The 14,170-nt window shown below is 43.2% G+C and carries 11 protein-coding genes; 8 read left to right on the forward strand and 3 right to left on the reverse strand.

Translation table 11 applies throughout. From position 1 onward, the window contains the following. Positions 1 to 347 precede the first annotated feature (347 nt). Together QWZ08_RS05855 and QWZ08_RS05860 are read left to right on the forward strand one after the other, a co-directional pair. Positions 348 to 581, forward strand: a complete 234-nt coding sequence (locus tag QWZ08_RS05855) for a hypothetical protein (RefSeq protein WP_290336317.1) — start codon at positions 348 to 350, stop codon at positions 579 to 581. A gap of 519 nt (positions 582 to 1,100) precedes the next feature. After that, the gene (locus QWZ08_RS05860) at positions 1,101 to 1,526 is read left to right on the forward strand and encodes a hypothetical protein (RefSeq protein ID WP_290336318.1); all 426 of its coding nucleotides are present in this window, start codon (positions 1,101 to 1,103) and stop codon (positions 1,524 to 1,526) included. 271 nt (positions 1,527 to 1,797) lie between these two features. On the opposite strand, the gene QWZ08_RS05865 is transcribed toward QWZ08_RS05860, so the two are convergent. Continuing rightward, positions 1,798 to 2,805, reverse strand: coding sequence for a polysaccharide deacetylase family protein (locus QWZ08_RS05865; RefSeq protein ID WP_290336319.1), 1,008 nt, complete (start codon positions 2,803 to 2,805; stop codon positions 1,798 to 1,800). A gap of 630 nt (positions 2,806 to 3,435) precedes the next feature. On the opposite strand from QWZ08_RS05865, the gene QWZ08_RS05870 reads away from it, so the two are divergent. Further along, positions 3,436 to 3,591, forward strand: a complete 156-nt coding sequence (locus QWZ08_RS05870) for a lmo0937 family membrane protein (protein ID WP_290336320.1) — start codon at positions 3,436 to 3,438, stop codon at positions 3,589 to 3,591. Positions 3,592 to 3,773: 182 nt separating this feature from the next. Here QWZ08_RS05870 and uxuA read toward each other — a convergent pair whose 3' ends face one another. Both uxuA and QWZ08_RS05880 read right to left on the reverse strand, forming a co-directional pair. Then, on the reverse strand, positions 3,774 to 4,946 hold the full coding sequence (gene uxuA, locus QWZ08_RS05875) for a mannonate dehydratase (protein WP_290336321.1): 1,173 nt from the start codon (positions 4,944 to 4,946) through the stop codon (positions 3,774 to 3,776). Between the two features lie 55 nt (positions 4,947 to 5,001). Then, the gene (locus QWZ08_RS05880) at positions 5,002 to 6,636 is read right to left on the reverse strand and encodes a GH35 family beta-galactosidase (protein WP_290336322.1); all 1,635 of its coding nucleotides are present in this window, start codon (positions 6,634 to 6,636) and stop codon (positions 5,002 to 5,004) included. A gap of 411 nt (positions 6,637 to 7,047) precedes the next feature. Here QWZ08_RS05880 and QWZ08_RS05885 point away from each other — a divergent pair, with 411 nt between their 5' ends. The 5 genes from QWZ08_RS05885 to QWZ08_RS05905 all read left to right on the forward strand — a co-directional run bounded on the left by QWZ08_RS05885 (position 7,048) and on the right by QWZ08_RS05905 (position 14,121). After that, positions 7,048 to 9,180, forward strand: coding sequence for an alpha-glucuronidase family glycosyl hydrolase (locus QWZ08_RS05885; protein ID WP_290336323.1), 2,133 nt, complete (start codon positions 7,048 to 7,050; stop codon positions 9,178 to 9,180). A 361-nt stretch (positions 9,181 to 9,541) separates the two neighbouring features. Further along, on the forward strand, positions 9,542 to 10,309 hold the full coding sequence (locus QWZ08_RS05890; protein WP_290336324.1) for an SDR family NAD(P)-dependent oxidoreductase: 768 nt from the start codon (positions 9,542 to 9,544) through the stop codon (positions 10,307 to 10,309). A gap of 162 nt (positions 10,310 to 10,471) precedes the next feature. Next, on the forward strand, positions 10,472 to 11,575 hold the full coding sequence (locus tag QWZ08_RS05895) for an endo-1,4-beta-xylanase (protein ID WP_290336325.1): 1,104 nt from the start codon (positions 10,472 to 10,474) through the stop codon (positions 11,573 to 11,575). Positions 11,576 to 11,596: 21 nt separating this feature from the next. Next, the gene (locus tag QWZ08_RS05900; protein WP_290336326.1) at positions 11,597 to 13,033 is read left to right on the forward strand and encodes an MFS transporter; all 1,437 of its coding nucleotides are present in this window, start codon (positions 11,597 to 11,599) and stop codon (positions 13,031 to 13,033) included. 50 nt (positions 13,034 to 13,083) lie between these two features. Continuing rightward, the gene (locus QWZ08_RS05905) at positions 13,084 to 14,121 is read left to right on the forward strand and encodes a glycoside hydrolase family 43 protein (RefSeq protein WP_290336327.1); all 1,038 of its coding nucleotides are present in this window, start codon (positions 13,084 to 13,086) and stop codon (positions 14,119 to 14,121) included. Positions 14,122 to 14,170 lie beyond the last annotated feature (49 nt).

Below are 14,170 nucleotides of genomic sequence, written 5' to 3' on the forward strand. Positions count from 1 at the left end.
ATAGAATTAAAACCTAAAACGGTCTTACTGTATAATACACGGCAACTGGTTTGAATAAAAAGCTCCGGCAACTTAGCCCCTTGTTACCTCAGGTAAATTTATAAAAGATAAATCCTGTATCAAAAGATCAGCAGTGCTTCGGTTTTCAGCAAACAATACAGGCAGGCTTTGGTACGCTCCCTTACATACCCCCAATATTTTATTCAATGACATACTGCTGATACCTGTTGCTGAAATACGTAAATGTAAAACGAGAGACCGCATAAATTTTTGTTGACCGGTAACAATCAGGGATGACCAACAGGTGGGATTGAAAAGCCTTTGCTATTTTTAATTAAATTAAAGGCATGCATTTTTTATTTTTTAGGTTTAAATGGTCAGAATGGGATAAGGAAATTCTGACAGATTCCGGAACAGGTTTTTATTTCACCAATCACCCCCCCGCTCACGGCTGCGATACACAAAGAACAATCAGGCTTTTTATCAATAAACCAGCCACAGCAGCAATAACCATTGACGAGATAACTGAAATCACCAAAATGGAATATGAGCTTGAAACTGGCAAGCCATTCCATCTTTAAATCAGCCAATGTTTTTTAAGGTCATCCGGGTAAACTAATACCTGCACCTGCATTATTTTGCCGTGCAACTGGTTCGCTCCCAAAATAAAATCTACCCTATGAAGTATAAAACAGCCATCACTATTGTGACGGATGTAACACAATCAGACGTATGATTTATACTTTTTATCGCCTACACAACATTCAAACATTCATCCCGGCTTCTCCGCAAGGCCCTTTTTTTTATGATGGCCTGTACAATCTGCTCATGCGGCAATTGAGAGAACTGCACCTGTACATAGTCAGCTTCGGCCGGATTATTTATATCAGCCTGGCTCCCGTCCTGCCATCCTGCATTTTTTCTTATCCATTCCTATTCACTTTTTATTATTGCTGGTCGCTATAATGATGCAGGTGTTAACTACTGTTAAATGTGGGCGTTGATCGCAACAATTTACCACTTGATAGCTTTTTAAAAAAAGGTGGCCCAGGCCGCTCTAGCTTTGTGTTTGTAATTAATTCAAAACAAATAAAACAAACATGAAAAAGAAAATTTTGGTATTCGCCTCAGCCTTTACGCTGACTATGTCTGCCGTTTTTGCAACTACTCCCAGTGATGTGCCTGCCACAATTGTAACTGAACTGCACAAGGATTTTAAAACAGCAAATGATGTGGAATGGAAAACGACCGACAAATTTTACAAAGCAACTTTTACAAGCAACGGCATCAGGCTGGAAGCCTTCTATGGCACCGATGGGAATTTCCTGGCTGTTTCCAGAAACCTGACAGCGGACCAATTGCCGCTGCCGCTGATAATGGATACAGAAAAGAAAACAGATGGTGGCAGTGTAACTGACCTGTTTGAAATTTCATCGTCCAATGGCACAGATTATTATATGACTGTTAAAAAAGCCAGGCGAACCATTAGCTATAAAAGCACCGGCGATACATGGAGCCGGTATTAATTGTAACGGCAGCGTGCACAACCCTTAAGTAATGGACATTGCAGCGTGCAGCAAGTTAATCCGCTGACAAAACGGTTTAACAATTAGTATGAATGCAGCTAAAAGAGTAGTCGAAATTTTACCAGGTATTAATTGAGTGTAGTACTGAGTGAGCAGCCTGCTATACTGTCCTTGAGCATATATACATTTATACTAACTGCATACTCCAATTTGATTTGTGGCAAACTTGCCAATCACTTTGTCCCAACGTTTGGCCTTGACGGCAAAATATTTAGTTTCCCGGCTGGTATTTTCTTCTTCTCTCCATCAGTTCACGCCAGGTGACCAAAATAATGTGCTGCTGCTCTACATATTTTTTTAATGCGGGGTTCATCATCGCCAGCATGTCGCCTTTTCGTTCCGGTCCGGTTGCAGAAATATGTTTAAAAATATCTGAAGGTTGCGTACAATGCATAATCAGGTAAGTTATCCCTGGTTGAATAGCGGCAAAAGTTTCAATGTACTTCCGGGTTTTAAATTGTTGCAGGCTGGTATCTGTTTCAGGTGTGCCTTCCGGCAGGTTCCAGCCCGTTTTGCTCACAATATCATCCAGCACAGGCAGACCCGCATTCCACAATTGTTCAGCCAGCGGTTGCAGGGCCTGCAGTTGCGCCGCCGAATAATCCCCTTCCTTTGCAATGAGTGTATTGTGTCCCCCCGGAAACATCACGGGTATATGATATTCAATAGCCAGTTTTACGTATCGTTGCAAAAAAGCGGGTGTTGCAAACAAAGTACCCATATGGCTATCCATATGAGTAGGTTCAAACCCCATTTGACGGGCTCTTTCAATTTGGGCACGCAGCTCTGTTTCCACTTCATCTGCTGAAGCATGGGCTACAACATCTTCTACTTCCGGCCACATGGCTCCTTCTTTATCTACCAGTCCGGGCACAGCTGGTTTGCCGCTCAGGGGCGGCCAGCGGTAATTGTCCCATTCGGAGGTTAGGGTAAGATGAAGGCCGGCATCGGTTTGTGGATGATCTTTTAAATAATGTACATAGGCGGGCACCCATGGGCATGGCATCATTACGCTACAACTGGTAGCAATCCCCTTTGACATAGCATTGATGGCCCCTTCATTGGAATCAAAGGACATACCTACGTCGTCAACATGCACAATGACTACCCTGGCACCTTTAGGATATCCTAACCGTTCAGCAAATGTAAGCGTTGTATGTTGTGCCCGTGTCAGATGAGTAAAAAACACGCAGGCAACCAGGGGAAGTATTGCTTTCATATTTTAAATTAATTGGTATAACTGATAATTACACGCAAGTTGTTTATAATCGCAGGATGCAGGTAACAAAAATTCTTCATTCCGCGGGCCCGCATGTCATGGTCAATGGCAAAGTATGTTTAGCATCCGTTTGTATAAACTGCAAACAAATATAGCTGCTTTTGATATGCAGAAAAAACCATGGAACTAACTTACTGTTTAAAAAGCGGCCAATTATTATTTTACAGCCTGGCAGAGTGTTTCAATGCATCCTGCTTTTGATAGGGCCTGCGGGCGGGCGCTTCCAATATTTGTTTGTTACCCATAATTTCGATGATGTTAATCCATGCAGGCGCAACAAATATTAAGTTTTTAGTTGGGCCAGGGCATTGTTGAGGGAAAGCAGGTTAATATGATGAAGTAATTTAATGCAGACTTCGTTCCCCAGGCATCACACTGGTAATTCAATACTTGCATTGGCCATTGTTATTATGGCGACTTGGATAATGTTTATCCTCAACTTAATTGCTTTGTAGACAATAATCCCCTCATTGAGCAAATTGTCAACGGGAATAGGCCTAAAATAACTTGTTAAAATTTGGCAGGATTTTTAAACAACAACATTATTCTTAATTCTTAAATTCATTTTTTATGGGTAACCTTTTGTATTTAATCGCTGTCATCATTATTATCATTTGGGCAATTTCTTTTTTAGGAGGTTTTTATACCGGGGGTATAATTCATTTGTTATTGGTAATTGCGATCATCATGATTGTTATTAAAGCTTTGAACCGGGGCAATATTTAGCAGTACATTGTAGCTGCCCGTTCGTCAATATGGCCGGGAGGTGCAGGGAAGTTGTTGCTTTTGCAGGTAACAACTGTTAACTGAATGCAAGATGAATTGCTTCTGCGGGAGCAGATGTTAAATCAATACGCTATTAATTGTAACAAAACACATTGACTTTGACCAGCCATGCACCTGGCTGGTCATAAGTTTCTGCTTATTGCATATTCAACTCCACGCAATTCTGCCAACGCCTTTAGGCGGCCAATGGCCGAATAACCCGGATAGGTTTTCTTTTTTAAATCGTCCAGCAGCTGGTGACCATGATCGGGCCGCATGGGTAACGCAATGCCTCTACGCTGCATCAACAACAATACTTCTTTTACAATGGCGTACATGTCTGCATCTCCTTCCAGGTGACTGGCTTCATAAAAATTTCCGTGGCCATCGCTTTTGGTATTGCGCAAATGCACAAAGTGAATATGGTCGCCAAAACGGCGGATCAACTTTACCAGGTCATTATCCGGCCTTGCGCCAAACGAACCGGTACAAAAACAAAATCCATTTGCTTTGGATGGAACGGCAGCAATCAGATCCGCTGCATCCTGTTCTGTACTCATTATCCGTGGTAAACCTAACACAGCATAAGGCGGATCATCCGGGTGGATGGCCATTTGTACACCACACTCCTCAGCAGTTGGTATTACCTGTTGTAAAAAATAAAATAAATTATTTTTCAGTCTCGTTGTATCGATGCCATCATACGTTTTTAGTGCTGATAAAACCTGTTCCGGTGTAAAGGACTCATCACTTCCGGGCAGGCCCAGCATCGCATTGCGGAACAGTTTGTCTTTTTCCTCCGGCGACATCACAGAAAATTTTTCAGTGGCTTTTTTTATCTCTGCATCCGAATAATCTTTTTCAGCACCGGGGCGCTGCAACAAAAAAAGATCAAACGCAACAAATGCCAGGCGTTCAAAAAATAAGGCGGTGCCTCCGTTTGGTAAGGCATAGGCAACATCGGTACGCAACCAATCCAGTACCGGCATAAAATTGTAGGTCACTACTTTTAAACCACAAGCAGCCACATTTCGCAGACTGATTTTATAATTTTCAATGTGCTGTAAATAATCGCCGCTTTGTCGCTTTATATCATCACTCACCGGCAGACTTTCAATCACCGTCCAGCTCATGCCTGCTGCTTCAATCATTTTTTTTCTTTGCACAATGGCGTCAACCGGCCATGTATCGCCTACTGGTATTTGGTGCAATGCTGTTACTACGCCGGCACATCCGGCCTGCGCAATATCCGCCAGGCTCACAGGATCGTTGGGGCCAAACCAGCGCATGGTTTGATGCATTAATTGAACAGGCATCTATTACATCTTTTAATTGGTGATAAGAAATCCAACCCAACACTATTTGCAAAAATTAATTATCAATCTTTGCCGGCGAATTATAGAGTTTCACTTTTTGAATACCCCAGTCAACTACTGCAACACGAATATGCCTTCCCTGGTGATCCTGGTCGCCATTCATTCTGCGGCCTTTTGTTTCGGTGCCCCTGATATAACTCACTTCATCTGCGGCAGCAATATTGGTTACAAAATTTTTATCTGTATTTTCAAATGTAACAACCAGTCCTGTTCCCGCCACTATAAATTCGTCGGGTGCGGTTTGTAAGATGATGCCACCTGTGGCACTCCATACAGAATCCTTCGCCTCGGGCGACCAGGACAGCGTTGCATCATGCGTTACCACCAGTTGATACTTCCCCATTTTTAGTCCAATCTTTTTGTTTTGTTTATCCAACAGCACACCTTCCATATTCAACCATTGCTTGTTTGTAATCATTGGTGTTAATTGCTGAAGCAGATCGTACGTTTTTGCCAGTGGCATTGATCCGCTATTATCTGATTCAATGGAAAAAGGAGAAAAGCCCAGGGCTTTATAATGCCCGATGATAAAAAATGCCTTGGCCGCAGCGGCCTTATCAAATTGCATTTCGGGTACAAATAAAATATTGCCGTTCCTTGTGTACAGGTCGCACCAGTATTTGGTATCGGGGTTGTAAAAGTCCGGCGACAACATATCAAGCGCTGGTGCACCTGCCTGCCAAACATCCATCAAATGTGGCAGCGGACCAGCACTGGGATATTGACCAGGTAATTTGCCTGCCCTCGGCAAAGCAGTATTGACATACATTGGCAGGTTATACACTGCTTTACCAGCCAACGTTACCTCATTGGCGTACCTGGCATAATACCATGCCTGGAAAATTTCGTTTGTTGCAACACCTTCACCAAAAATGTCGTTCCACTTACCGTTCAGTTGAGATGCTGCGTCTTCCCATTTTTGCTTAAACTCAGGCACCAGCCTGTTCTTATTTTCTTTAAGATAATTCAATAATTCAGCAGGCACATTGGCATTAAAAATTTTGTCTGCAGTGGCCGACATTTCTCTTGCCGTTGGTAACATGCCGATTTCATTTTCAACCTGCACCATCACGACCGTTTGCTTCATTTCATCTGTTGCTTTAATGTGTCGCAGTAAAGCGGCAAAAGCTTTTTTATCAGCTGCCAGTGTTTCTTTTCCAAATACAGAAAATATTTCCTGGCTTCTGCCGGTGCTATCCGGTGTTCTGGGAAAACGCTTGGGATTGGTTTTCATCCACAAGGGTGCATAACAACTCATGCTGTTCTTCCAGCTGCCAAACCATAGCAACACTATTTTCATCCCATGAGTTCTCGCCTCCGCAATCACACTATCCACCAATGAAAAATCGAAACGGTTTTCTTCCGGTTCCATCAGTTCCCAATACACGGGTACTAGTACGGTGTTCAGGTTCATTTCTTTCAGGTGACCCCAACTCGGTTTTATATATAATATGTCCGATGCACTTGAATTGCCCAACTCTCCACCCAGCATTAAGAATGGTTTTCCATTCACCAGCAACTGTGGGTAATCGCCTGATTTTTTTATTTGCACACCGGGATTGTGCTGAGCGGATATCGTTGAAAGCACCAGCAATAAGGCGGGTAATAAACAAACTATTCTTTGCTTCATATCCTTTATTGTTTTTACTGTTACAGCGTCAATGGTCCTGGCATAAGCCGCATATAACGAATGTAACCCGTTTTGCGTGATAGCTGCAACTGATTGCAATTTTTTTACAATTTTTCCGGTTATACTACGGCGAAATAGCGGTGAACAATTTTATCAGACACCTTTCAAAAGAAAACAATGTAAAGACCACCAGCACGGCTGTTTTTGGGTCTGACAAGTGATCCTGGCATCCTCTTAAAAAAAAGCAAAGCGGCTAACTAATTTTTAAAATTTGTTATTCATTTATTTTTCACGAGGTTTGTGCAACCGATTGCAAAGAAAGAAGTAAAAAGGCCTTGTTAACAACATATGGCTATTTGCTACCTAAAAAACGATGCGCCCGATTTTCTATATAACAGAAAGAAATTGGTTATGAAAAGATTGCTTGCGATAGTGTTTGTTTTTATTATACTTTCTGCTCAAGCAGAAAACGGGTATGATCTATGGATGCGATACAAACCTGTTGAAAGTAAATTGTTGCTTACCTCTTACCGTTTACTGTTAAAACAAGTTTCGGTAAGAGGCAATTCTGAAACCATGCGGGTGCTGAAAGAAGAATTGATGAAGGCATCAGAAGGAATGCTTCAGCAGCCCGTCACTTTCACCACGGTTAATTCAACAAGCAGGTTATTGATTGGCACAAGAATTAGTCAGGATGCAAAAGCCCTTTCCTCACGAGACAGCATTCATGAGATTGGCGACGAAGGATTTACTATTTACACCCACAACAGAACTCAAACCGTTATTACAGCCAATACAGATATTGGCTTGTTATATGGCGTGTTTCATCTGCTGCGTTTAATGCAAACACAACAGCCTGTTGAACAATTTAATATTGTTTCCGCGCCGCGGATAAAGTTGCGCCTGCTGAACCACTGGGACAACCTAAACCGCACGGTGGAAAGAGGTTACGCCGGGTTTTCGATCTGGAACTGGCACACATTGCCGGCATATATAGATCAGCGATACATTGACTACGCAAGAGCAAATGCCTCAATCGGTATCAACGGTACCGTATTGACGAATGTAAATGCCAACGCTACTTTTTTAACCAAAGCTTATCTTGAAAAAGTTAAAGCGCTGGCCGATGTTTTTCGCCCTTATGGAATAAAAGTATACCTCACCGCAAGGTTTAGTGCACCGATGGAAATCGGTGGATTAAAAACGGCTGATCCTTTAAATGAAGAAGTGCGGCAATGGTGGAAGGATAAGATCAATGAAATTTATGCACTGATTCCTGACTTTGGCGGCTTCACCGTAAAGGCCAATAGTGAGGGCCAGCCCGGTCCGCAGGATTATCAGCGCACACATGCAGATGGCGCCAATATGCTCGCAGATGCCATTGCTCCACACAAGGGTATCATCATGTGGCGGGCATTTGTGTACAGTCATGAGGTACCCGACGACCGGCACAAACAGGCATGGAATGAGTTTGTGCCGCTGGACGGAAAGTTCAGCAGCAACGTACTGGTACAGGTAAAAAACGGCGCCATTGATTTTATGCCAAGGGAACCCTTTCATCCCCTGTTTGGCGCCATGCCTAACACACCGCTGATGATGGAATTTCAATTAACACAGGAGTACCTCGGGCAGGGCACACACTTTGTTTATCTTGCCCCGCTTTTTAAGGAAGTTTTGAACAGTGATACCTACAGCAAAGGCAAGGGAAGTACCGTTGCCAAAGTAATTGATGGCAGCCTGGACAATCATAGCATCAGCGGCATGGCGGGTGTATCCAATATCGGCAGCGACATCGACTGGACGGGCCATCCTTTTGCACAAGCCAACTGGTATGCATTGGGCAGACTGAGCTGGGATTACCATCTTTCAGCTGAGCAAATCGCGGAAGAATGGTTGCGCATGACTTTCAGCAATGATGCGGCTTTTGTAAGTGATGCAAAAAAGATGATGCTTGCTTCAAGAGAAATTTTAGTGCAGTATATGAATCCGCTGGGCCTTCACCATATCATGGCCACCGGTCATCATTACGGGCCTGGCCCATGGATCAGCAATCTATCAAGACCAGAATGGAACCCCACGTACTATCACCGTGCAGACTTCGCAGGCATTGGTTTTGACCGCACTGCAACCGGCAGCAACGCACTGGCGCAATATAAGCCCGAAGCGGCAAAAGCATGGGCGGATGTAAACACCATTGATGAAAAATATTTGCTCTGGTTTCACCATGTTGGCTGGACGCATACTATGAAGAGCGGACGTACTTTATGGGAGGAACTCTGCTATCAATACAACAATGGCGTGGACAGTGTACGATGGATGCAGCAATTGTGGAGCAAACAAAAAGCAAAAGTAGATGATCAGCGATATAGGCAAATCACTATGCTGCTGAACATACAGCAGCAGGAAGCAGTATGGTGGCGCAATGCCTGCTTGTTGTATTTTGGAACTTTTTCAAAAATGCCAGTGCCGGCAAAGTATGAAAAGCCGGATCATGATTTAAACTATTATGAAGGGTTGAGTTTTCCGAATGCACCGGGGAATTAGCGCCTATCTACCCCCATCCCCTAAAGGGGAGTTGACGACGGGTTTGCTTTTTTTGTTGGTGCTTTCAGGATGGAAAGAACCCCCTTCCCCTAAGGGGGAGTTGATGAAGGGTTTGCTTTTCTTTGTTGGCGCTTTCAGGATGGAGAGTACCCCCGTCCCCTAAAGGGGAGTTGATGACGGGCTTGCTTTTTTTGATGGTGCTGTGATGATGAGGAATTGAGACTTCACTATCATTACAACTCTTGCAGGATGTGGGTTCAACCACCTCTCCTGAAGGAGAGGGTTGGGGTGAGGTGCAGTAAGTGATAACGATTTAGTTTGGTCGTAATAAATAATTCAAAACAAAAACGGGCATATAAATATGAACGCAAGCAACTCCCCTTTAGGGGATAGGGGGAAAGTAGCCATCGTTACAGGAGGAGGATCCGGGTTAGGTTTTGCCATTGCTGCAAAATTTATTCAACAGGGCATAACGACCATCATTGCCGGAAGAGACAAAGAAAAATTGAACCATGCAAAAGAAAAGCTGGGCGATTTGTGTTGTGCTATGGTTTGCGATGTGAGCGATCTATCTTCCATACCGGCTTTTGTGGAGGAGGTAATTAAACAGTTTGGCAAGGTTGATATCCTCGTGAACAATGCCGGAATCAATATGAAAAAAGATTTTACGGAAGTAAGTGATGAAGAATTCCAACGCATTCTTACTACCAATGTAACGGCGGTGTTTGCCTTAAGTCGTGAAGTGGTAAAACACATGCTGGTGAAGGGTTCGGGTAACATTATTCATATCAGTTCAATGGCCGCACAATATGGTTTGCCGAAGGTAATTGCTTACAGCGCCAGCAAAACGGCTATCGATGGAATGACGAGGGCCATGGCTGTTGAATTATCACCAAAGGGCATTCGGGTGAATGCGATTGCCCCAGGGTTTATCTATTCGGCCATGACGGATAAAGCATTGAACAGCGACCCGGAACGCAAGGCAAAAGTATTTGGCCGTACACCGATGGGGTACATGGGGCAACCGGAAGATATTGGCGAAGCGGCTTACTTTCTGGCGAGCGATGCTGCTAAATATATAACTGGTGTTGTGTTGCCAGTGGATGGAGGAAACAGCATTGGTTTTTAAAAGGTGGTCGACCTTCTTCAGGGTCGTTGAATTATGAGAAAGGTCGACCACCTTACGGACTTAGGTTAATAACATTGAGATGGCGGGTAAATTTGAACGAATTAATGACGCCCACTTCAAACAAACAGAAATAATTATTGAACAATATTTTAAACAATTATTATGCGCACATACAAAATCACCAGCCTCTTGGTTATCACAAGTCTTGCACTTTTTAGTCGTAGCTACGGTCAAAAAACTGCTTCGCTCAAAGACAGTTATAAAAATGATTTTTTGATTGGCACTGCTTTAAACGCAACACAGATCGAAGAAAAAGATCCGACTGCCAAAGTTTTAATACCAAAGCAATTCAATGCTGCCACGCCGGAGAATATTATGAAAGCCGAAGTCATTCACCCGGGTTGGGATAAATATAATTTTGACCTGGCTGATAAACTGGTGGCCTACGGAAAAAAATACAACATCAGAATAAACGGTCACACCCTCATATGGCACAGCCAGTTGCCGGCTTTTATGCACGGCATGCAGGATGCGGATTCAGTGAAACAATATTTCACCAATCACATTAAAACGGTTGCCGCTCGTTACAACGGAAAAGTATTTTCATGGGATGTGGTGAATGAAGCTTTGAACGAAGATGGCACCCTGCGCAAGTCCATCTTTGCTGATAAGCTCGGACCTGATTTTGTAACGGAAGCCTTTCGCCTGGCACAGGCTGCATCACCTGATGCTCAATTGTATTACAATGATTACAACAATGAGCAGCCGGCAAAAAGAGCAGGTTGCATTGCATTGATAAAAAAAATACAGGCGGCGGGAGTACGCATTGATGGCGTGGGTATACAGGGCCATTGGCGGGCATCCAACATTCCATTAAAAGACATTGAAGAAAGCATTGTTGAGTATTCAAAGCTGGGGATAAAAGTAATGTTTACAGAACTGGATCTTGGCGTATTACCCAATCCCTGGGATGGCGATGCAGCAGATGTAAATATGAAGGCAACCTATACGGCCAAGATGAATCCTTATGCCAACGGGTTGCCCGATTCGATGCAGGTAAAACTGACTAAAGGCTACGAAGACCTGTTCAAACTTTTTCTAAAATATAAAGGCACTGTTAGCCGTGTTACATTCTGGGGAGTAAATGACGGGCAAAGCTGGCTGAATGGCTGGCCGATTAAAGGCAGAACGAATTATCCCCTACTCTTCGACCGCAACTATCAACCCAAACCTGCCTTTGATGCAGTGATCGCTCTAAAAAAATAAACCACCACTAAACCACTTAACATGATTGCAAGCGAACAAAAATTATCTGTTATAGAAAAAGTAGGTTATAGCCTGGGCGACCTGGCTGCTAATTTGGTTTTTCAAACATTGGTAACCTGGATATCTTATTACTACTTAAATATCTACGGTTTAAAACCCGAACATGCTTCTGCATTGACCCTTATTGTAGGCCTGGTGGCAGCTTTTGCTTTTAATCCAATGATGGGTGCTATCGCCGACAGAACTGTTTCAAGATGGGGAAAATTCAGGCCCTGGATATTGTGGACCTCCGTACCACTGGGCGTGGTGGCATTGTTAGCCTTCCGCACGCCTCACTTTGAGCAGTACCAAAACAAAGTTATTTATGCAGTTGTTACTTATGCCCTGTTGCTGATGTTATATGCAGCAAACAACCTACCCTACTCTGCATTGAGCGGTGTAATTACAGGCGATATGAAAGAGCGTAACAGTATGTCTTCTTATCGTTTTGTTGCCGTAATGTTTGCGCAATTTTTTGTACAGGTTTTCATGTATAATTTTATTATTAAAGCGGGCGGTGGAACAGATGCAGAATCAATGAAGATTGGTATAGCCAAAGTAATGACGGTACTGGCCATCATCGGAACCATCATGCTGATCATTTGTTTTTTAGCCACCAAAGAAAGGATTGTTCCAAAGCCGGAACAGAAGTCAAGTTTAAAAGAAGACTTATCCGATCTGTTTAAAAACAAACCCTGGATCATCATGCTAACGGTTACCACATTGGTGTTTGTCACGCTGGCAATGAAAGGTGGTTCTTATGTATATTATTTTGAGAACTATGTTGATAAAGCAGAGCTGACTTCCTTTTTAGAACCCTTTAAAAAATTCCTGCCCACGTTTGAAAACGATACCTCGTTAGGATTGGGCGTTTTTAACGGAGGCGGAATTTTAGTGGGATTGATTGGTATTATGCTGTCGCAGCAGTTTGCCAATAAATATGGCAAGCGAAATGTGTTTATGGCGTCGCTGTTTATCTCAACGCTGTTCATTATTTTATTTTACTTTTTTCAACCGAAGTCAATTGGGATAATTTTTGGAGCACAAATATTGCACGGATTTTTTTACGGTATCAGCACACCTATATTATGGACCATGATTGCTGATGTGGCTGACTTCAGTGAATGGAAAAATAACCGCAGGGCAACAGCCATTATTTTTTCTGCCATGATGGTAGGTTTAAAAGCCGGGTTAAGTATCGGCAGCTCATTGGTGTCGTGGATATTAGGTAAATATGATTATGTGGCTAACAGTACCAACGGACAAACAGCAACTGCCATCAACGGTACTAAAATGCTCATTAGTATTTTTCCGGCCATACCCTTTCTTTTAGCGATAGCCTTATTATTCTTTTACGAGATAAATAAAAAGATGGAAGTACAAATAGAAGCTGATTTAAAAGAAAGAAGGACCCCATAACTCATAACTTATAACTCGTAACTTATAACTTATAACTCATAACTGTAAACATGCCAGAAGATAATATCACTCAGATTGATTTTGACGATTTAAACAAACGGGCCATTTCGCAGCCGCTCGTAAAACATATTTACACTGCTGATCCATCGGCACATGTATTCAACGGAAAAATTTACATCTATCCGTCGCATGATATCGATGCCGGCGATGCATTTGATGACCTGGGCAGTCATTTTGCCATGGAAGATTACCACATCCTTTCCATGGATAGTCCGCAAAGCGAAGCAGTTGATAATGGCCTGGCCCTGCATGTGAAAGATGTGCCCTGGGCAGCAAAACAAATGTGGGCGCCGGATGCAGCAGAAAAAGATGGCAGGTATTATTTGTTTTTTCCTGCCAAGGCACATGATGGCATTTTCAGGATTGGTGTTGCTACAAGCACTTCCCCAGTCGGCCCTTTTACGCCAGAGCCCGAAGCCATCAATGGAAGTTTTTCCATCGACCCTGCGGTGTTTAAAGATGAGGACGGCAGCTACTACCTATACTTTGGCGGCATTTGGGGTGGACAGCTGCAACGCTGGCGCACCGGCCAGTTTAACGGCGAACAACCGGATAGCCCGGTTGCCTTTTTACCCGCAGATGATGAGCCTGCGCTGTGTGCCAAAGTAGCCAGGCTAACCGGCGATTTATTGGAATTTGCCGAAGCTCCGAAAGATGTGTTGATAGTGGATGAACAGGGTAACCCTTTATTAAACGGCGATAATGACCGGCGCTTTTTTGAAGGCTCCTGGATGCACAAATACAATGGCAAATATTATTTTTCGTACTCTACCGGGGATACGCATTTTTTGTGTTATGGAATTGGCGACAGCCCTTATGGGCCATTTACTTACGCCGGGAAAATTTTAGAACCGGTGGTTGGGTGGACATCTCATCATTCCATTTGTGAGTTCAACGGCAAGTGGTATTTATTTTACCACGACAGTAGTTTAAGCAAAGGCATCACTCATTTGCGTTGTGTAAAGGTTACTGAAATTACTTACGATACCGATGGACGGATACAGACCATTAATCCATACAACGCTTAGACTTGCTGTAAGTAAACAACTGACTCTTCTTCTTAAATAAAAAGATGCA

The sequence above is a fragment of the Ferruginibacter paludis genome, from assembly GCF_030409685.1.
GTDB lineage: Bacteria > Bacteroidota > Bacteroidia > Chitinophagales > Chitinophagaceae > Ferruginibacter > Ferruginibacter paludis.